Genomic DNA, 18,642 nt, shown 5'->3' on the forward strand with positions numbered 1-18,642 from the left:
TATGCGCATCCATCACGCCACCCTGCCGCTGGCCGGCTATACGCTGCAGCAGATCGATTTCGACCCGGCGACTTTCCAGCCTGAAGATCTGTTGTGGCTGCCCTACCACGCCAGCCTGAGCGGCTGGGGCCGCAAGCGGCAGGCGGAGCACCTGGCCGGGCGCATCGCCGCGGTCTACGCCCTGCGCGAGGTCGGGGAAAAACAGCCTCCCGCCATCGGCGATCGGCGCCAGCCGCTGTGGCCCGCGCCCTGGTTCGGCAGCATCAGCCACTGCGGCCAGCGCGCGCTGGCGGTAGTGACTGACCGGCCGGTGGGGGTCGATATCGAGCGCCGGTTTACGCCACCGCTGGCGGCGGAGCTGGAGAGCAGCATTATCAACGAGGTGGAAAAAAAGGTGCTGTTACACAGCGGCCTGCCCTTCCCGCTGGCGCTGACGCTGGCGTTTTCGGCGAAAGAGAGTGGGTTTAAGGCCTGGTCCTCTCACGCTTTAGCCCTGCCCGGCTTCCACAGCGCCCGGATTGTGGCACTCACTGCGCAGCAGATCCATTTACGTTTTACCGCCAGCTTCTCCGTACAGCTTGCTCATTTCACCTTGCAAATCAACCATCTGATAAAAGACGATTTCGTTATTACCTGTACCTGCCCGCCTCGCGAAGCGTGATCCTTTTCGCTTTTTAAGAAATTACCTGTGCAAACCGTAGACAGTTCTGGCTGTCCGCTTTATGGTTACATTGAATAATAAATCATTATTGAATATATATTCAATGCGGAGATAATAATGAAAACTACCCTGATAAAGTCTGTTCTGTTTGCCTCCATGATGGCCGCATCTGGCTCACTTTTCGCCGCCGATAATGGCCTGATCGCAATCATTACCCCTTCACATGATAATCCGTTCTTTAAAGCCGAGGCTGACGGCGCAGCGGCGAAAGCGAAAGAGCTGGGTTACAGCACCCTGGTCGCCTCGCACGACGATGACGTCAACAAACAAAACCAATTGATTGAAACGGCTATTGCGCGGAAAGCCAAAGCCATCATCCTGGATAACGCTGGCGCGGATGCCACCGTCGGCCCGCTGGAAAAAGCAAAAGCGGCAGGTGTGCCGGCATTTTTAATCGACAGAGAGATCAATAAAACCGGCGTCGCCGTGGCGCAGATCGTCTCTAACAACTATCAGGGCGCCCAGCTTGGCGCAGAAAAATTCGCCAGCCTCCTCAACGGTAAAGGCAAGTATGTCGAACTGTTAGGTCGTCAGTCCGACACCAACGCCAGCGTCCGCTCGCAGGGTTATCACGATGTGCTGGACGACTATCCGGAAATGAAAATGGTCGCCCAGCAGACGGCGAACTGGAGCCAGACGGAAGCCTTTACCCGTATGGAAGCTATTCTGCAGACGAATCCGGATATCGTCGGTGTGATTTCCGGCAACGATACCATGGCGCTGGGGGCGGAAGCGGCGCTGAAAGCCGCAGGTAAAAACGACGTGATTGTCGTCGGCTTCGACGGCAGCGACTACACGCGCGACTCGATACTCAAGCAGGGCAACATTAAAGCCACGGTTCTCCAGCCTGGCTGGAAGCAGGCGCAAATGGCCGTGGAACAGGCGGACTTTTTCCTCAAGAACGGGAAAGCCCAGAAAGAAGAGAAGCAGTTGATGGACTGCATCCTCATCGATAGTGGCAATGCGAAAAAACTCAACATGTTCAACCTCAGCGAGTAAGGCGGAAATGATGCGGTTAAAACAATGGGGCGCCGTGCTGATGGGCTGCGCCGCCCTGTTGCTGACGGCCTGCACGGTGGTGGACTTAGATGAGAATGGCAAGCCAGTGCTGCCTGCCGACCCGAACGCGAAACCCAGCTTCGACCATCTCACCCCGCAGCAGATCGCGCAACAAACCTGGCAATCTCGTGTGATTGACGCAGCGAACCAACATGCGCTGGACGCGACTGCGCTGGAAAAAGTGCGCCAGGCGTCTGGCGCTACGCCACAGAGCGTCTTTGTCCACCTGAACAGCGAGGTGACCGGGATTGACGTCGGCAACCCACGCGAGCAAAAGCTCAAACTTACGCTACACGGCCAGCCGTTGGTCGTGCAATTAGGTCCTGTCATGCGAGGCAATGCCATCCGCGATGCCAGCGGTTTCAAATTTGAAGACTTTACCAACCAGGTGCAGTTTGCGCAGCTTTCACGCGCCTACAATCGAGAGGCTATTAAACAGTTGCCGAAAGTGGACGCGAGCTGGACAGGCAAGCCTGTCGATATTCTCTTTGCGGTCACGGTTATTAACGGCAGTCTGCAGGATGCGGCCGCTCTTCAGCTAAAACAGGAGGTGCGCTGATGGCCAGTTCACCCGCAGAGGATATCATTTTACGCACCCGTGGTATTTCGATGTTGTTCCCCGGCACGGTGGCGTTGGATAACGTCGACTACAACGTCTGGCGCGGCAAAGTTAACGTGATCATCGGCGAAAATGGCGCCGGTAAATCAACGCTCATGAAAATTCTCGCCGGTGTGCAACAGCCGAGCCTGGGTGAAATGGAGCTCAACGGCAACATAGTCCATTTCTCCAGCACCCGCGAGGCCGCCGCCCACGGCATTGGTATGGTCCACCAGGAGCTGAACCTGTTTGAAAATCTTAGCGTCGCGGAAAATATCTTTCTTGGTCGCGAGCTACAGCGCGGGCTGACGCCAATTAACGAAGCAGAGCAGGAACGACAAGCCGCGGAGCTGTTGCAGCGACTCGATCAGCCGATCTCGCCGCGGGAGCTGGTGGGTAACCTGAAGGTCGGTCAGCAGCAGTTGGTCGAAATAGCCAAAGCGCTGGCGGAAAATGCGGACATTCTGATCCTTGATGAGCCCACTTCAGCCTTAAGCAAAACCGAGGTGGATATCCTGTTTCGGGTCATCCGCGAACTGACGCGTCAGGGGGTGTCCATTATCTACATCTCACACCGTCTGGAGGAGCTGATGGCCATCGGCGACGTCATTACCATACTGCGTGACGGCAAATTCCAGGCGGAGGCCAGGGTGAGTGAAATTGATGTGCCATGGATCGTCCGTGAAATGCTGGGCAGCGATCCGGTAAGCCATTTTCTTCCCCCGGATCGCCGCTTCGGCGCCCCACTGCTGGAAGTGGAGAACCTGACCTGCGTGAATGCCGCGGGCAATACGGTGGTGGATAACGTCAGTTTTAAAGCACATGCCGGTGAAATTATTGGGATCTACGGTCTGATGGGCGCCGGGCGAACCGAGCTGTTTGAATGTCTGCTGGGGACAGCGCGCCACTACTTTGGCAAGATCTGGCTGGACAGCAAACCGGTTCCCCAGCGGTTAACCACGGCCGAACGTATCCGCATGGGCATGAGTCTGGTGCCGGAAGATCGTAAGCGGACCGGGATTTTTCCCATCTCGTCAGTCGCCAGCAATCTGACCATTGCCAGCCTGTGGCGTCGTCTTCAGCGCGGGTTAACCATTGCCACTAAAAAGGAAGAGGCCGTCGTCGCCAGCACGATTGGCAATCTCTCCATTAAGGTCTCATCACCAGAGGTCGAGATCCAGGCGCTCAGCGGCGGCAATCAGCAAAAGGTGGTTATTGGCCGTTCGCTGTTAACCAATCCGAAGGTGCTGTTTCTTGACGAGCCTACGCGCGGAATCGACATCGGCGCCAAGGGGGATGTGTTTCGCATGATGGTGCAATTGTCGCAGCAGGGAATGGCGGTGGTGTTCTCTACCTCCGATTTAAAAGAAATCATGGCGGTCTCTGACCGTATCCTGGTGATGTCAGGCGGCAAACTGACCGCCGATATCGTTCGTGACCAGGCCGAAGAGTCGGCGCTGGTTTCAGCAAGCGCTCAGGGGTTCTAAGATGAAAATGACACAATCGGTCGCACTGGCGCCGCGCGGCGGAGCCTCTCTCTCCCGTGAAAATATCCTGCTGTTGTTATTAAAACTGCGCACCTTTATCGCGCTGTTCCTGATTGTCGGCTTCTTCACGATGACCGTGCCCGGTTTTTTATCCGCTGGCAGCATAGTGATTATGATTAAACACATTGCGATTAACGCCTTTCTGGCGTTGGGGATCACCTTTGTCATTATCACTGCCGGTATCGACCTTTCGATTGGCGCTACGCTCGGTCTCTGCGGAATGATAGCCGGCTGGCTTATCACCAAAGGGATCGTCTTGCCGATGTTCGGCATCGCCATTTTTCCAAGCGTGTGGGTCATTGTGCCCCTGGTGCTGCTGATAGGCGCGCTGATTGGCGCCGTTAATGGCTGGATCATTACCCGCTACAATGTGGCGCCGTTTATCTGCACCCTCGGTACCATGTATGTGCTCCGCGGAGCCGCGATGCTGACCTCTGATGGCCAAACCTTCCCCGGGCTCGCGGGCAATCCGCAGCTGGGCAACACGGGTTTCGATGAAATTGGCGCAGGTGCGCTCTTTGGCATCCCGTGGGCCATCTGGCTGATGATCCTGCTGGCGCTGATCATCGCCTATATCGCGCGGCGTTTGCCCTTTGGCCGCCATATTTACGCGATCGGTGACAACGAGCGCGCCGCCGAGCTCTCCGGCGTGAAAGTGAAGCAAATTAAAGTGCTGGTCTACACGCTGTCCGGTTTTTGCGCCGCCATTGCCGGGATAGTGGTCTCCGCGCAGCTGCTGGCCAGCCATCCGGCTAACGGTACCGCTTTTGAGATGAATGCTATCGCCGCCGTCGTACTAGGCGGAACATCACTGGCCGGCGGCCGGGGAACCATCCTGGGTACGCTGATTGGTGCGTTTGTCATCGGTTTTCTCGCCGACGGGCTGGTGATGATGGGGGTGAGCGAGTTCTGGCAGATGGTCATCAAAGGGATCGTGATTATTGTGGCGGTCATTATCGATCAGATGCAAAACCGGATGCAGCAGAAGGCGGCGGTGGTCGCCCAGAAAGCGGTCATGGAGAATAAGTAACCGCAAGACCTCCTGTGGCTCAGACCACAGGAGGCGAGACTGACTCACGATGCGCCTTTCTCCGAGGCGCTTCGCAAAACCTCATCGAAAAATCCTGCCCGACAGCAAGCGGTGGTAGCATCCCGCCACTCTGCTCTGCCAGGCAAGGAAGCCATGAAAAAACGTCCTCACTCGACCCCGCACGACAGTCTGTTTAAGCGCTTTCTGCGCGACAGCGAAACCGCACGCGATTTTCTGGATATTCATCTGCCGCCCGCGCTGCGGCAACTGTGCGACTTAAGCACTCTGCACCTGGAATCCGGGAGCTTTGTTGAGGACAACCTGCGCGCCAGCTATTCCGATATTCTCTACTCTCTGCAGACCAGCAAGGGAGAGGGCTATATCTATGTGGTCATTGAGCATCAGAGCACCCCGGACAGCCATATGGCATTCAGACTCCTGCGCTATGCCCTCGCGGCCATGCAACAGCATCTTGATCGCGGCCATAAAGCGCTGCCGCTGGTAATTCCCATGCTGTTTTATCATGGCAGCATTTCTCCCTATCCCTTTTCACTGTGCTGGCTGGATGAGTTTCCACCTGACTCACCGGCAAAACAGCTTTATCTCGGGGCCTTTCCGCTCGTCGATGTGACCGATATTCCCGACGACGCCATATTACAGCATCGGCGGATCGCGCTTCTGGAACTGGTCCAGAAACACATCCGTCAACGCGATCTTAGCCATATCCTCCAGCAGTTGGTGGAGGTGGTGCTGATGGGATACACTGACCACCAGCAGTTCAAAACGTTATTTACCTATATGTCGCTGCATGGTAATAGCGCCGACCCGGATAACTTTATCGACCAGTTGGTCGAACGTCTGCCGCAATATGAGGATACCCTGATGACGATTGCCGAGTACCTGAAGCAGAAAGGTCGCGAAGAGGGAAAACAACGCTGGTTACAGCAAGGCCAGCAAGAGGGGCTTCAGGAAGGTTTACAGGCGGGTGAGCATCGCGAAGCCTGCCGCATCGCGCTGATGATGTTAGAGAACGGTATGGACACTGAAACCGTGTTGCGGATGACTCGCCTCAGCGCGGACGAACTGGCGACGCTGGCACGCCAAGCACGCCAAGCACGCCAAGCACGCCAGTCTCCACCCCCGCTTAGCCCTTAATTAACGCGCGCGCGGTCGTGAAGTCGGTGATCAGGACATCAATATAGTCGCCCTGCAACGCGCCGCGGATGGCGTTCTCTTTGTCCACGCCGCCGGCCAGCGCAATCACCTGCGGACAGCGACGAATTTGCTCAAGCTCCATCCCGATCACCGGATCCTCATCCTGGCTCAGTACCGGTTTGCCCGCCGCATCATAGTAATGCAGGCAGATATCCCCCACCGCGCCGCGCTCCGCCAGCAGCTGGAGCATGCTTTCATTATAATAGTTACCGGAGTTTTTCAGCAGCTGAGAAGGCTCCAGTTCACCAATACCGACGATGGCCACATCCACTTCGGCAAATTTCGCCACCACCGCCGCGACGTCCGGGCTGTTTACCAGACGGCTGCGCTCCTCCACGGAATGCTCAATACTCTGCGACGGCAACAGCCACGCCGGGCAGCCTAAATGCGCCGCCAGCTGCTGGGTTAAAATGGTAGCCTGCACGTTGCCGTTGGGACCGACGCCGCCCAACAGCTGAATCACCCCGGCGGCGCGAATGTTCTGCGGATGCATCTCATCCACCATGCAGCGGATCGTACTGCTCCAGGACGAGATACCCACGAGGTCTTCCGGCCGCAGCCGCGTTTCGACATAGTGCGCCGCCGCGCTGCCGATGGCATGCTTTACCTGGCTGTAACTGGCATTCTCGCCCACATCCACGACTATCGCTTGTCGAATGCCAAAACGCTCCTCAATCGCCTTTTCCAGATCGACAAAAATGTTTGTCGGCTGGACTACGGTAATTTTCACCAGCCCCTCTTTCTGGCAGCGGGTAAGCGCCCGTGAAACAAAAGACTGGGACAGATGCAGCAGCGAGGCGATCTCGGACTGCTTTTTATTCTCGCTGTAGTAAAGCGTGGCGATCTTCACCAGCAACCGCTGTTCATCCTGCTTCGACATGGCATTCCCCTCTGTTTTCTGCTCGTTATTTTTATGCATCATTGAATAGATAACAAGCGCAGCGCCCTTTTCCCGACGATCCAAATGTGATCGTTTTCTCCTTTTTTAGAAAATAGGCCGTACAAATCGTGGACAAACCCCGTCGCAGGGCATATCTTACCTATGTGAATAATAAATCAGTAGTGAATATATATTCAATCACTTATTAATACCTTGTTTTGTCGACGATAAAAGGTAGTCAGGATGGAAAGTGTTTTTTTACCCTGCTGGAATATTTATTCATACAAGAATTTACTTTCAAGAGGTGTTTTATGAATCCGTTTTCACTCTCCGTTAAGGAGTTAGAACAAAAAGCACGCGCCATCCGCCGCCGCATCATCGTCTTAAATGCGGAAAGCCCGGCAGGCGGCCACACCGGTGCAGATTTGTCACAAGTCGAACTTCTGACCGCCCTCTACTTTCGCATCCTTAACTGCTCTCCTGCGCTAGAAAAGAGCGACGAGCGCGATATTTATATTCAATCGAAGGGGCACGCTGTCGGCGGTTACTACTGCGTGTTGGCCGAGGCAGGCTTTATCCCCCTTGACTGGCTGGCAACCTATCAACACGCCGACTCGCATCTGCCTGGACATCCGGTGAAGCACAAGACGCCGGGTATTGAGCTCAATACCGGCGCATTGGGCCATGGTCTGCCCGTGGCGGTAGGCATTGCGCTGGCAGCGAAACGCGATAACAACCCGCGTCGGGTATTTGTCGTCACCGGCGATGGCGAACTGGCGGAGGGCAGCAACTGGGAGGCCGCGCTGGTCGCCGCCCACTACCAGCTGGATAACCTTATTATTATCAACGACAAAAATAATCTGCAGCTGGCCGGTGCGACCAAAGAGATCATGAATACCGACCCGCTGGATGAAAAATGGCGCGCTTTCGGCATGGAGGTCACACAGTGTAACGGCAACGATATGGCGGAGGTGGTCGCCACCCTTGAGCGCTTGCAGCCGAACGGGAAACCACACGTCGTGATTGCCAATACCACCAAAGGCGCAGGTATTTCATTTATTCAGGGAAGACCCGAGTGGCATCACCGGGTACCGAAAGGAGAAGAAATTGAACTGGCGCTGGAGGAACTGAAAGATGAGTAATAGCGAACATCTCGCCACGGTGATGGTGAATGCCTTTATTGATGCCGTAGACCGCGGCGTGGATCTGGTGCCAGTAGTGGCTGACTCCACCTCAACGGCGAAAATTGCCCCATTTATCAAAAGATTCCCTGGCCGGCTGGTCAACGTCGGCATCGCCGAGCAGACGCTGGTTGGCGCTGCCGCCGGCCTGGCGCTGGGGGGTAAAGTGGCCGTGACCTGCAACGCGGCGCCATTCCTTATCTCACGTGCCAATGAGCAGATTAAGGTCGACGTTTGCTACAACAACACCAACGTCAAACTGTTCGGGCTGAACGCGGGCGCCAGCTACGGTCCGCTGGCCAGCACTCACCATAGCATTGACGATATCGCCGTTCTGCGCGGTTTTGGCAATATTGAAATTTACGCGCCGTCCAGTCCCGGCGAGTGCCGACAGATTATCGATTATGCCCTTGCCCACATCGGGCCAGTGTATATCCGCCTCGATGGTAAAGCGCTACCGGAACTGCATGACGAACATTACCGGTTTATTCCGGGCAACATTGATGTGCTGCGTTCGGGGCGCGATGTTGCGTTGGTTGCTATGGGCTCAACGGTACATGAAATAGTGGAAGCCGCCGCACAACTCGCTGCAGAAGGTATTGACGCCACCGTTATCAGTGTCCCATCTATTCGTCCTTGTGATACCCAGGCGCTACTAAAGGCAATACAGTCCTGTCCGGTCGCGATCACGGTGGAAGAACACAACGTCAACGGCGGCGTCGGGAGTCTGGTGGCGGAAGTGCTGGCCGAGGCCGGGTGCGCTATCCCTTTGAAACGCTTAGGTATCCCTGACGGGCAATACGCCATTGCCGCCGATCGCGCCGCCACGCGCGCGCGCCATGAAATCGATGCCGCCGGGGTGGCGAAGCACGCCCGCAAGCTGCACACAAAAAAAGCATCCTGAAAAATAACAAGAACATCTTACTGGAGAGAACGCAATGTCCCGTATTCCTCAACAACTCACCATGGGCGTCATTATTGGCAATCGGGGATTTTTCCCCAGCTATCTGGTCGCCGAAGCGCGCGAACAGGCGGTAGCCCTGTTTAGCCGCCTTGGGATTAACACCATTATGCTTGATCCATCCCAGACGGAACTGGGTGGCGTGGAAACCCGGCAGGATGCCAAAATTTGCGCCGAGCTGTTCCGCACCCACCGCGACAACATTCACGGTGTCGTGGTGCTGTTACCCAACTTTGGTGATGAAAAAGCCATCGCCGAGACGCTGCGCCTCTCCGGTCTCAACGTCCCGGTGCTTATTCAGGCCGAAGAGGATAATCTGGATAAAATGGGGTTGTCGACGCGCCGCGATAGCTTCTGCGGCAAAATTTCCCTTTGCAACAACCTGCGCCAGTACGGTATCCCGTTTACGCTGACCACCCAGCACGTTTGCGCACTTAGCGGCGAGGTGTTTGAGCAGGATCTCCGGCGCTTCACGCAGATATGTCGCGTGGTAAACAGTATGCGCGGTGTACGCGTTGGCGCGATTGGCGCCCGTCCTGCGGGCTTTAACACCGTGCGCTACAGCGAAAAACTGCTCGAACGTTTGGGCATCGCAGTGGAAACGTTAGATCTATCCGAGGTATTTACCCGGATTAAGTGCCTGCGTGATGACGATATTCGTGTGGATGAGAAGCGCCGCCTGCTGATCGATAATGCCGACGCCAGCGGTATTCCGGCAGATAAACTGATCACTATGGCAAAACTGTTTGTGGTCCTGAGCGAGTGGATTGTTGCCAACGATATCGACACCACCGCGATTCAGTGCTGGACCTCGCTACAGGAAAATCTGGGGATTAACGTCTGCTCCATCATGAGCGTGATGTCCGGACAACTGATGCCAAGCGCCTGTGAAGTCGATGTCATGGGTGCGCTCTCCATGTATGCGCTCGCCAGCAGCAACCTGAGCCCCGCCTCGATCGCGGACTGGAATAATAACTTCGGCGACGATCGCGATAAATGTGTGCTGTTCCATTGCGGGAACTTTGCCTCGGCCAGTCTCGAGTCGCCGCACATGGGAACGGCCGATATTATCGGCACCACCGTCGGCAAAGAAAACACCTGCGGTGCCGTGCATGGTCGCATGAAAAGCGGCGCGCTGACCTATTTTCGCCTCAGCACTGACGACCTGACTGGCGAAATCAAGGCCTACGTCGGCGAAGGCCAATCGGTTGACGATCCCCTGGATACGGTAGGCTGTCGGGCGGTCATTCAGGTTCCCCACCTGGAAAATCTGCTGTCGTGGATCTGCCGTAACGGCTTTGAGCACCATGTCGCGATGAACCATTCTGCCAGTGCTTCAATTCTGCACGAGGCGTTTACGCGATACCTGGGCGTGTCGACCTATCTCCACCAGTAAGGCCGGAGGCCGCTATGTCGGTAAACAAGGATATTATTATTGCCCTCGATGAGGGCACGACCAATGCCAAAGCCGTTGCCTTCGATAGCCACGGGCGGGTGATCGCGCAATTTTCCCGCGCGCTTGAGATCGCTACGCCTCAGGAAGGATGGGTAGAACAGTCAGCGGAGCTTCTGCTTGCCGCGTCGCTGGAGGTGATTTCTCGCACAGTGGCCGCTGTTGGCGCGGAGCGTGTGGCGGCCCTGGCGATCAGCAACCAGCGCGAAACCGTCGTGGGCTGGTATCGGGAAACGGGCGAGGCCATAGCGCCCGCCCTGAGCTGGCAATGTTCACGTAGCGCCACATTTTGCCGCTCGCTGCGTGAACAAGGCCATGAGCCGCAGATCAAGGCGGTAACCGGTCTGCCAATCGCCCCGCTCTTTTCCGCCTCGAAAATGCGCTGGCTGTTGGACCACACGCCGGATGGCCTCAACCGGGCGAAAGATGGCGAGATTTGCCTCGGTACGGTGGATAGCTGGCTACTCTGGCACCTGACGCAAGGCCAGCAATTTTGTTGTGATTACGCGAACGCGTCTCGTACGCAGCTCATGAATCTGCAAACAGCGGACTGGGATACCGATATGCTCGCCCTGTTTGGCATTCCGCGTGCAGCACTCCCGGTGATAAAACCATCGAGCGGCCTTTTTGGTTACACCGCTGGTTTAGCCACCCTCCCTGATGGGATCCCGGTAATGGCGATGATTGGCGATTCACATGCCGCCCTTTTCGCCCACGGTCTGGGCGCCGCCGGTTGCGTTAAAGCTACTTACGGTACAGGAACCTCGGTGATGGCGCCCGTCGATTCGGTGGCGTGTCACGTCAGCAATCTCGCCACCACGGTGGCCTGGCACGACGGAGAAAAGCTGGTCTATGCACTGGAGGGGAATATTCCCCATACTGGCGATGCGGTGGCGTGGATGGCCGACAGTACGGGCTTGAGCGAACTCTCTCCCGTTGAGCTGGCCCAGGCGCTGAATGCTCTGCCTCGCTCGGTAGACTCCACCTTAGGCGTCTTTTTTGTACCTGCCCTCACCGGCATGGGGGCGCCCTGGTGGGACGAGAATGCCCGCGGACTGATCCATGGGTTAAGCCGGGGGGTGAAGCGTGCCCATCTCATTCGTGCCGCGCTCGAGTCTATTACCTACCAGATTGCCGATGTAATCACTGCGATGCGTGCCCATCATGGCTTTACGCTCAACACGCTGCTGGTGGATGGGGGCCCCACCAAAAACGACTGGTTAATGCAGTACCAGGCCGACCTGCTGGGTTGTCCGGTGATGCGCAGCGATGTGGCCGAGCTGTCAGCGACCGGTGCGGCACTGCTGGCGCGTAAAGCGTTGCACAAGCTGACGGTGGCAGAGCTTCAGCCCTTTTTGCCAGAACACATCACTTATGCGCCAGACCCGCTCCGGCATCATCGGCTTGTGCAGCGATGGCAGTCCTGGCAACACGCGGTGACGCTGGCAAGACGCTGAGCGCAACCCAGCCGGGCGATAACGTCTTCGTCCGGCTGCAATCCAACGCGCCATCCCCGCCGTTAACTCAGCGGATACTGTTGAAACGCCGGCAGCGCCTCCCCCTTCTGCGCCAGCGCGCGAATATGCGCAAACTCCGCTGCCGGCACCACCGCCGGGATCATCAACTGGATAAAGGACCAGACCACCGTGCTGGTGACCATCACCTGGTCCGGATGCGCGGCGACAGCGCGGTCTGCCAGCCGGGCGTCCCATTCCCGACAGGCGGCGAGCAGCTGGCCGGTCACCCGGGCTATCCACGGCTGATGCTGCTTCTCTTCCGGCCGCAGACGGTGCTCATAAACATGCTGGACCGCTTTTTCACTGGCGGCGAGGATCACCCCCAGCAGGTGCAGGTCGTGGGCCAGCGCCTCGGGATGAGCGGGAAGCAGCCGACGCCCGGCGGGGTTGGCCGTTTCGAAATAATGGAGGATCAGCGTGGAGTCCATCAGCTGCGTCCCGTTATCAAGAATCACCGTCGGCGCCTTGACCACCGGATTAATACGGGAGAATTCGTCAAAGCCGCTAAAGACCGATAGCGGCAGGCTCTCGAATTCCACGCCATAGAGCGCCAGAGAAACCGCCACGCGTCTTACATAAGGTGAATCCATCATACCAATGAGTTTCATCGTCACTCCTGCCTGCGATAAAGGGGTTGCTGGCTTACCTTACTGCAAAACCCGCCCCGCGAATATCAGGGGATGCTTACCGCAATGGTTAGGAAAACTAACAAACTGGCGCCACGGGGTAGTTCGCCGGTCTCCCCTGTGCTATACCGACTGAGACAGCCTGCATCCCCTCGACAGCCTGTTCGTAGCGGCTATAAAACCCGCTAACCCGGTAGTAACGTTAACGTATCGACTCCTTGACCAGAGAGATCACCATGGCAGATTTTCCCCCCGTCGCCAGCCTGCGCAGCTTTGAGGCGGTGGCGCGCCTCGGCAGCGTGACGCAGGCCGCCCACGAAATGAGCGTGACCCATTCGGCGGTCAGCCAGCACATCAAACAGCTGGAAGCCCTGGTCGGCGTCTCACTGTTTGTCCGCCACGGGCGCGGGGTGCGCATCACGGAAGAGGGGCGGCTCTATGCCCTGCAAATCCGCGAGGCGTTACAGCACATCGCCGACGCCACGCGGATGGTGCAGATCAAACCCCGCACCATGGAACTGACCCTGGCGACCCTCCCCTCCTTTGGCTGCCACTGGCTGCTGCCGCGGCTGGAGCGCTTTCAGGCGCGACATCCGCAGATCGCGGTGCGCCTGCTGACCAGCCTGGCGGTAGTCAACCTGCAGCAGGAGGGTATCGATCTGGCCATTCGCATGGGGCAAGGCGACTGGGAGGGGATGGAAAGCCGGCATCTGTTTGCCGATGAACAGCTGGTGGTGGCCGCGCCGCACTATCGCGGCGGCGACCTGCCGACCACCCCGCAGGCGATCGCCGCCAGCGATATCGTTTTTTCCATGGAGTCGTGGCACGCCTGGTGCAGCCAGGCGGGACTGGAAAAGACCATCGTCCCCGCGTGCCTGCGCCTGAACGACTCCAACCTGGTGCTGGAGGCGGTTCGCCTGGGGGCCGGCGTGGCGCTGGAGCGGCGCTCGCTGGTGGCGGGAGCCATAGCCCGCGGCGAGCTGGTGCAGCTCACCGCCGTCACCGTCCCCTACCCCTGGCACTACTGGCTGACCGTCTCCCCGCAGGCGGAGAACCGGCCGGAAATCGCCCGGTTCATCGCCTGGCTGGAAGAGGAGATCGCCCTCTGGCACCAGCAGATCAGCGCTTAGCCTTCGGCCGACGGCGGCAGGCCCGCCCGGGCGGCGTGCTCCTGGGAGAGACGCCAGAAATCGTGCCCGGCGGGATACTGATAAAGTCGCAGGGAGAACTGCCCGGCCACCGCGGTAATGTACTCAAATATCGCCGACTGGGTGTTTTCGTAGTCTTTCCACAGCGTCGAGGAGGTGAAGCAGTAAATCTCCAGTGGGATACCCGACGGCGACGGTTTCAGCGTTCTCGCCACAATGTACATCTCCTTAATAATATCCGGCCGCTCGGCGAGATAGTGCATCAGGTAGTGGCGAAACAGAGTCAGGTTGGTCAGGCCGTTATCGACAAACCAGCGGTCCGCCACGCCGCCGGGATCCCGGCCGTCAAGCAACGTGGTCAAAGGCTCATTCACCCCGCGGATGGCCAGCATCGAGGAGAGCATCTCCTGGTCGAGAAAACGCACCGAGTGCTGATCGATGGCGATACTGCGCATGATCCGCCGCGCCCCGGAGGAGAACATCGCCTGCCAGTTGGTATAGGTCTCGGTGAGGAAATTCTTGGTGGGAATACGGGAGATGGTATTGTCCCAGTTGCGGATGGTAATGGTGTGCAGCGCGATATCCGTCACCTCGCCGCTGAGGTTCTTGTCAGGCATTTCAATCCAGTCCCCCAGCTGGAGCACGTCGTTGGACGACAGCTGAACGTTCGCCACCAGCGACAGCAGGGTATGCTGGAACACGATCATCAGCACCGCCGCCACCGCCCCCAAACTGGAGATAATAATAATCGGCGATTTATTCGACATCACGGCGAGGATCATAATCGCCGCCAGGATGTGAACTAAGATTTTGCCTATCTGGATATAGCCCTTAATGGAATGATTTTTACGTTTGGTTTTTCGCAGATAAGAGCTGTTAACAATATCCAGCATCTCGTTGAAAAACACCGACATAAAAATAAAAAACAAGATCCCGCAGACGGTATTAATCGCCGTCACCAGCGATGCCGGCATCGCCGGCATAAACTGCAGAACGTAATAGACGATAATAACCGGAATGAAATTGGACAGCTTTTCGGCGATGCGTCGATCCTTCTCCAGCGGCACGTCCTGTTTATGGCTACCAAAGAAGACCTTACGCACCACTTTAATCAGCAAGAACTTGCATAAAAGGTGGGCAAATATGCCGGAGAGCAGCAGCAGAATAAGGTTAAATCCCACCGCCAGCGCCGGATTACTCTCAATAAACGTCAGTAGATGATTCACATACGCCATGCTTTATCGCCTGAATAACTATGCCATTTCGCTAACTGCTTTATCACAAGGGCATATATTGGAAAAAGTTAATCAATCCGCATCATGGCATATCGCTTAGCGTAACGTCCATGCGCGCACCGCCGCTAATCATTCATGGGATATATGTCAAAGTTTGCATTAATCATTATCTACGCTCACTATAAAGAGGCTTGTTATCAGGACGGAATAAGTCCAGGAGGAAACATGTTTAAAACGCTTACCGCTATTATCGCCTTAGCCGCCTCCGCCAGCGTTATGGCGCAAGGCGACGTCACGCTGAACAGTCTGGCCCACGATAGCGCCACCCGGGCGTCGTTTAACCAGATGGTCAAAGGCCATCAGCTGCCCGCCTGGGTGACCACCGGCGGCACCGGTTCGCCGGCGCAGACGGTGAAGCTGGGCAGCGAATCCTGGCAGGTGTTAAGCGCCTGCAAACCCCACGACTGCGGCCACGAGCGTATCGCGGTGATCTGGTCGGAGAAAAGCAAACAGATGTCAGGTGTTTACTCGGTGGTCGATGAAAAAACCGACCAGGAGAAGCTGACCTGGCTTAACGTCAGCGACGCCCTTTCCATCGATGGCAAAACCGTGCTGTTTGCCGCCCTCAGCGGTAGCCTCGACAACCATCCGGACGCCTTTAACTACCAGTAACCGCCCGTCGCCCCCGTCAGTCTTTCGCCGACGGGGGCTCCCTGGCTAGCCATCCGGGAACATCACGCTGTTCCCCGGCGCTTCCCTGTGCAAATGGATAAAGTTCAGGTGCCGCTCGTACTGGTCGAGAATATCGGTGATCACCTGCTCTTTGCTGTAGTCCATCAGGTCGTTACCCTGGCTGCCCTCCAGCAGGAAGGTCTCCAGCCGGTAATAGGTGGATTTCCCGCTGCGCGCCCGATAGGTAAAGCCCGGCACCGAGTACTGCTGCGGCCAGATCTTGTAGATAAAGTTCTGCTCGTCGCCCATGTGCACCAGCAGGTCGAGGTGGCCAAGGTTCTCGCCCTCTTCCGGCGGCAGGCTCTTCAGTTCCACCGCGGCGCCGCGCAGCCGCAGCTCCTGGGCCACTTCCTCCATCGCCGGGTAGCACACCGTCTCCATCATCTGTTTGGTATAGCGTGTGCCCGGGTAATTCATCAGCCGCGACAGGCGCTTCTTCCAGCTCAGCCGGTCCTGCAGGCCCATCGGGCGCGGGGCGGTGTCGCGGCTGGCGCTGACCCGACGGTAATCTTCCACTTTCAGGGATTTATACAGTCCGGCCATCACGAAGAAAATCACAAAGCTGAACGGCAGCCCCATGATCACCGTGGTGTTCTGCAGCGCCGAGATGCCGTTGGTCATCAGCATCCCGAGGGTTAGCAGGCCGATAGCTACCGACCAGAAGATGCGCAGCCAGTTCGGGGCGTCGCTGTTAATGTCCTTCAGCTTCGAGGTGAAATTCCCCAGCACCAGCGCGCCGGAGTCGGCGGAGGTGACGTAGAACAGCAGACCGGTAATGGTCGCCACCGAGGCGCTAAAGGTAAACGCCGGATACTGCGCCAGCAGGCTGTAGAAGCCGCGCTCCGGGTGGAGCATCGCCTCCTCGGCAAAGGCCGCGTCGCCGTGGATGATCTCATACAGCGCGCTGTTGCCGAACACCGACAGCCACAGCAGGGTAAAGGTGAACGGAATGATCAGGGTGCCCATCACAAACTGGCGGATGGTGCGCCCGCGCGAAATGCGCGCCAGGAACAGGCCAACGAACGGCGACCAGGCCACCCACCACGCCCAGAAAAAGAGCGTCCAGTTGTTCATCCACTCTACCGGGCGGTCGAAGGCGAAGCTGTTCAACGTCATGCCCATAAAGCGGTTGACGTAGTCGCCGACGTTGAGCACTAACGCATTGAGCAGGAAGGAGGTATCGCCCATGAACAGCACGAACAGGATCAGCCCCAGCGCGAGGGCGACGTTCAGTTCAGAGAGCACGCGGATGCCCTTGTCCACCCCGGAGGTGACCGAGATGGTGGCGATGATCACCGACAGCGCAATCAGGGCCGCTTTCGCCGCCAGCGAGTCCGGAATATCGAACAGCACGCTCAGACCGTAGTTGAGCTGCACCACGCCAATGCCGAGGGTAGTGGCGATGCCGAAGATGGTGCCGATCACCGCCGCGATATCGACGCTGTGGCCGATGGGCCCATTGATCCGTTTGCCGAAAATCGGGTACAGCGCCGAGCGGATGGTCAGCGGCAAATTATAACGATAGCTAAAGTATCCCAGCGCCATGCCCATCAGGGCATACATCGACCAGCCGGTTAAGCCATAGTGAAACAGGGTCCACACCATCGCCTGGCGCGCCGCCTCGATGGTCTGCCCCGCCCCTTCCGGCGGCTGCATATATTGCGTCACCGGCTCGGCCACGGAGAAGAACATCAGGTCGATGCCGATCCCGGCGGCGAACAGCATCGCCGCCCAGCTCAGCAAGCTGAACTCGGGCTTGGACTGCTCCGGCCCGAGCTTCACCGATCCGAAGCGCGAGCAGGCAATGCAGACGACGAAGACGATATACAGCGTCGCCGCCAGCAGATAGTACCAGCCGAAGGTTTTCGACACCCAGCTCAGAGTGCGCCCAATCCACTCGGCAGAAAAATCGCGAAAAAAGATCGTCATCAGGGAAAACAACAAAATCAGTCCGGCAGAGGTGTAAAAAACCACCGGATTGATTTTGTCCTTTTCTCTGTTTTGCGAAAGATCTGTCATCCAGTATCCCCACTGTTTTTGTAACTATTAAAATTCAATCACGTAACAATTAAGACACATTTTATATTGAACGTCCAATCAAAAACCGCTTTAATAGTTAACCAACGCTGATGAATGGAGTGGCAAAAATGCCCAAACTGGGGATGCAGCCAATCCGGCGCAGGCAACTGATCGACGCCACGCTGGACGCAATAAATGAAGTCGGAATGCACGACGCGACCATCGCGCAGATCGCCCGACGGGCGGGCGTGTCGACGGGGATCATCAGTCACTATTTCAAAGACAAAAATGGTCTGCTGGAGGCGACCATGCGCGACATCACCAGCCAGCTACGCGACGCGGTGCTCAACCGTCTGCACGCTCTGCCGGACGGCAGCGCCAGAGAGCGCCTGCAGGCGATAGTCGGCGGCAACTTTGATGAGACGCAGATCAGCAGCGCGGCGATGAAGGCCTGGCTGGCCTTCTGGGCCAGCAGCATGCACCAGCCGATGCTCTACCGCCTGCAGCAGGTGAGCAGCCGCCGCCTGCTGTCGAACCTGGTGTACGAGTTCCGCCGGGAGCTGCCGCGCCAGCAGGCCCAGGAGGCCGGCTACGGGCTGGCGGCGCTGATAGACGGCCTGTGGCTGCGCGCCGCCCTGAGCGGCAAACCGCTGGATAAGACGCTGGCGCAGTCGCTGACCAGCCACTTCATCAGCCAGCATTTACCGACCGAATAACCGA

Annotated in this window: 17 protein-coding genes and 1 pseudogene; 13 read left to right on the forward strand and 5 right to left on the reverse strand. The window is 57.4% G+C overall.

Features of this window, described 5'->3' with window-relative positions:
• Window position 1: 1 nt before the first annotated feature.
• The 6 genes from entD (at window position 2) to ABLU73_RS06490 (ending at window position 6,110) form a co-directional block, all read left to right on the forward strand.
• Window positions 2-661, forward strand: coding sequence for an enterobactin synthase subunit EntD (gene entD / locus ABLU73_RS06465; RefSeq protein ID WP_062914498.1), 660 nt, complete (start codon window positions 2-4; stop codon window positions 659-661).
• A 117-nt stretch (window positions 662-778) separates the two neighbouring features.
• Window positions 779-1,720, forward strand: a complete 942-nt coding sequence (locus ABLU73_RS06470; protein WP_004178959.1) for a D-ribose ABC transporter substrate-binding protein — start codon at window positions 779-781, stop codon at window positions 1,718-1,720.
• Between the two features lie 10 nt (window positions 1,721-1,730).
• On the forward strand, window positions 1,731-2,339 hold the full coding sequence (locus tag ABLU73_RS06475; RefSeq protein WP_004885712.1) for a DUF2291 family protein: 609 nt from the start codon (window positions 1,731-1,733) through the stop codon (window positions 2,337-2,339).
• The gene (locus ABLU73_RS06480; protein ID WP_044521535.1) at window positions 2,339-3,865 is read left to right on the forward strand and encodes a sugar ABC transporter ATP-binding protein; all 1,527 of its coding nucleotides are present in this window, start codon (window positions 2,339-2,341) and stop codon (window positions 3,863-3,865) included. The genes ABLU73_RS06475 and ABLU73_RS06480 overlap by 1 nt, the downstream gene beginning before the upstream one ends.
• A 1-nt stretch (window position 3,866) precedes the next feature.
• Window positions 3,867-4,955 (forward strand): ABC transporter permease, encoded by a 1,089-nt coding sequence (locus ABLU73_RS06485; RefSeq protein WP_264923479.1) that lies wholly within the window; start codon window positions 3,867-3,869, stop codon window positions 4,953-4,955.
• Window positions 4,956-5,108: 153 nt separating this feature from the next.
• A complete protein-coding gene (locus ABLU73_RS06490) occupies window positions 5,109-6,110 on the forward strand; it encodes an Rpn family recombination-promoting nuclease/putative transposase (protein WP_080847262.1) in 1,002 nt (333 codons plus the stop codon).
• On the opposite strand, the gene ABLU73_RS06495 is transcribed toward ABLU73_RS06490, so the two are convergent.
• Window positions 6,100-7,050: a sugar-binding transcriptional regulator gene (locus ABLU73_RS06495; protein WP_348850097.1), complete on the reverse strand. Its 951-nt coding sequence runs from the start codon at window positions 7,048-7,050 to the stop codon at window positions 6,100-6,102. The genes ABLU73_RS06490 and ABLU73_RS06495 overlap by 11 nt on opposite strands.
• Window positions 7,051-7,361: 311 nt before the next feature.
• Here ABLU73_RS06495 and ABLU73_RS06500 point away from each other — a divergent pair, with 311 nt between their 5' ends.
• The 4 genes from ABLU73_RS06500 to ABLU73_RS06515 are packed head-to-tail and all read left to right on the forward strand — an operon-like array spanning window position 7,362 to window position 12,102.
• Window positions 7,362-8,192 carry a transketolase gene (locus ABLU73_RS06500; RefSeq protein WP_004885699.1) on the forward strand — a complete coding sequence of 277 codons (831 nt, stop codon included), beginning with the start codon at window positions 7,362-7,364 and terminating at the stop codon, window positions 8,190-8,192.
• On the forward strand, window positions 8,185-9,135 hold the full coding sequence (locus tag ABLU73_RS06505) for a transketolase C-terminal domain-containing protein (protein ID WP_044521532.1): 951 nt from the start codon (window positions 8,185-8,187) through the stop codon (window positions 9,133-9,135). Before ABLU73_RS06500 ends, ABLU73_RS06505 begins: the two co-directional genes overlap by 8 nt.
• A 34-nt stretch (window positions 9,136-9,169) precedes the next feature.
• Window positions 9,170-10,588 (forward strand): L-fucose/L-arabinose isomerase family protein, encoded by a 1,419-nt coding sequence (locus tag ABLU73_RS06510; protein WP_004885694.1) that lies wholly within the window; start codon window positions 9,170-9,172, stop codon window positions 10,586-10,588.
• A 14-nt stretch (window positions 10,589-10,602) separates the two neighbouring features.
• The gene (locus tag ABLU73_RS06515) at window positions 10,603-12,102 is read left to right on the forward strand and encodes an FGGY-family carbohydrate kinase (RefSeq protein WP_004885691.1); all 1,500 of its coding nucleotides are present in this window, start codon (window positions 10,603-10,605) and stop codon (window positions 12,100-12,102) included.
• A 62-nt stretch (window positions 12,103-12,164) separates the two neighbouring features.
• Here ABLU73_RS06515 and ABLU73_RS06520 read toward each other — a convergent pair whose 3' ends face one another.
• Window positions 12,165-12,770, reverse strand: coding sequence for a glutathione S-transferase (locus tag ABLU73_RS06520; protein WP_004885688.1), 606 nt, complete (start codon window positions 12,768-12,770; stop codon window positions 12,165-12,167).
• A gap of 254 nt (window positions 12,771-13,024) precedes the next feature.
• On the opposite strand from ABLU73_RS06520, the gene ABLU73_RS06525 reads away from it, so the two are divergent.
• Entirely contained in the window at window positions 13,025-13,918 is an 894-nt protein-coding gene (locus ABLU73_RS06525; protein WP_264923480.1) for a LysR substrate-binding domain-containing protein, read from the forward strand.
• Here the strand turns inward: ABLU73_RS06525 and ABLU73_RS06530 are convergent.
• Together ABLU73_RS06530 and ABLU73_RS06535 are read right to left on the reverse strand one after the other, a co-directional pair.
• Window positions 13,915-14,850 carry a mechanosensitive ion channel domain-containing protein gene (locus tag ABLU73_RS06530; RefSeq protein ID WP_276418254.1) on the reverse strand — a complete coding sequence of 312 codons (936 nt, stop codon included), beginning with the start codon at window positions 14,848-14,850 and terminating at the stop codon, window positions 13,915-13,917. The genes ABLU73_RS06525 and ABLU73_RS06530 overlap by 4 nt on opposite strands.
• A pseudogene (locus tag ABLU73_RS06535) lies at window positions 14,751-15,171 on the reverse strand (hypothetical protein). The gene ABLU73_RS06530 and the pseudogene ABLU73_RS06535 overlap by 100 nt, the downstream one beginning before the upstream one ends.
• A gap of 225 nt (window positions 15,172-15,396) precedes the next feature.
• Between ABLU73_RS06535 and ivy the strand changes: the two are divergent.
• Window positions 15,397-15,843 (forward strand): Ivy family C-type lysozyme inhibitor, encoded by a 447-nt coding sequence (gene ivy / locus ABLU73_RS06540; protein WP_017899040.1) that lies wholly within the window; start codon window positions 15,397-15,399, stop codon window positions 15,841-15,843.
• Between the two features lie 45 nt (window positions 15,844-15,888).
• Here ivy and betT read toward each other — a convergent pair whose 3' ends face one another.
• On the reverse strand, window positions 15,889-17,922 hold the full coding sequence (gene betT, locus ABLU73_RS06545; protein ID WP_043521721.1) for a choline BCCT transporter BetT: 2,034 nt from the start codon (window positions 17,920-17,922) through the stop codon (window positions 15,889-15,891).
• 128 nt (window positions 17,923-18,050) lie between these two features.
• Here betT and betI point away from each other — a divergent pair, with 128 nt between their 5' ends.
• Window positions 18,051-18,638 (forward strand): transcriptional regulator BetI, encoded by a 588-nt coding sequence (gene betI / locus ABLU73_RS06550; RefSeq protein WP_004885670.1) that lies wholly within the window; start codon window positions 18,051-18,053, stop codon window positions 18,636-18,638.
• The last annotated feature ends 4 nt before the right edge of the window (window positions 18,639-18,642 follow it).

The sequence above is a fragment of the Klebsiella sp. GG_Kp175 genome, assembly GCF_040062325.1.
Classification (GTDB): domain Bacteria; phylum Pseudomonadota; class Gammaproteobacteria; order Enterobacterales; family Enterobacteriaceae; genus Klebsiella; species Klebsiella quasipneumoniae.

Bases quoted from the DNA above. Each gene is read 5' to 3' on its own strand.
- entD (WP_062914498.1), top strand. From the start codon at position 2: ATGCGCATCCATCACGCCACCCTGCCGCTGGCCGGCTATACGCTGCAG.
- ABLU73_RS06470 (WP_004178959.1), top strand. From the start codon at position 779: ATGAAAACTACCCTGATAAAGTCTGTTCTGTTTGCCTCCATGATGGCC.
- ABLU73_RS06475 (WP_004885712.1), top strand. From the start codon at position 1,731: ATGCGGTTAAAACAATGGGGCGCCGTGCTGATGGGCTGCGCCGCCCTG.
- ABLU73_RS06480 (WP_044521535.1), top strand. From the start codon at position 2,339: ATGGCCAGTTCACCCGCAGAGGATATCATTTTACGCACCCGTGGTATT.
- ABLU73_RS06485 (WP_264923479.1), top strand. From the start codon at position 3,867: ATGAAAATGACACAATCGGTCGCACTGGCGCCGCGCGGCGGAGCCTCT.
- ABLU73_RS06490 (WP_080847262.1), top strand. From the start codon at position 5,109: ATGAAAAAACGTCCTCACTCGACCCCGCACGACAGTCTGTTTAAGCGC.
- ABLU73_RS06495 (WP_348850097.1), bottom strand. From the start codon at position 7,050: ATGTCGAAGCAGGATGAACAGCGGTTGCTGGTGAAGATCGCCACGCTT.
- ABLU73_RS06500 (WP_004885699.1), top strand. From the start codon at position 7,362: ATGAATCCGTTTTCACTCTCCGTTAAGGAGTTAGAACAAAAAGCACGC.
- ABLU73_RS06505 (WP_044521532.1), top strand. From the start codon at position 8,185: ATGAGTAATAGCGAACATCTCGCCACGGTGATGGTGAATGCCTTTATT.
- ABLU73_RS06510 (WP_004885694.1), top strand. From the start codon at position 9,170: ATGTCCCGTATTCCTCAACAACTCACCATGGGCGTCATTATTGGCAAT.
- ABLU73_RS06515 (WP_004885691.1), top strand. From the start codon at position 10,603: ATGTCGGTAAACAAGGATATTATTATTGCCCTCGATGAGGGCACGACC.
- ABLU73_RS06520 (WP_004885688.1), bottom strand. From the start codon at position 12,770: ATGAAACTCATTGGTATGATGGATTCACCTTATGTAAGACGCGTGGCG.
- ABLU73_RS06525 (WP_264923480.1), top strand. From the start codon at position 13,025: ATGGCAGATTTTCCCCCCGTCGCCAGCCTGCGCAGCTTTGAGGCGGTG.
- ABLU73_RS06530 (WP_276418254.1), bottom strand. From the start codon at position 14,850: ATGTCGGTGTTTTTCAACGAGATGCTGGATATTGTTAACAGCTCTTAT.
- ivy (WP_017899040.1), top strand. From the start codon at position 15,397: ATGTTTAAAACGCTTACCGCTATTATCGCCTTAGCCGCCTCCGCCAGC.
- betT (WP_043521721.1), bottom strand. From the start codon at position 17,922: ATGACAGATCTTTCGCAAAACAGAGAAAAGGACAAAATCAATCCGGTG.
- betI (WP_004885670.1), top strand. From the start codon at position 18,051: ATGCCCAAACTGGGGATGCAGCCAATCCGGCGCAGGCAACTGATCGAC.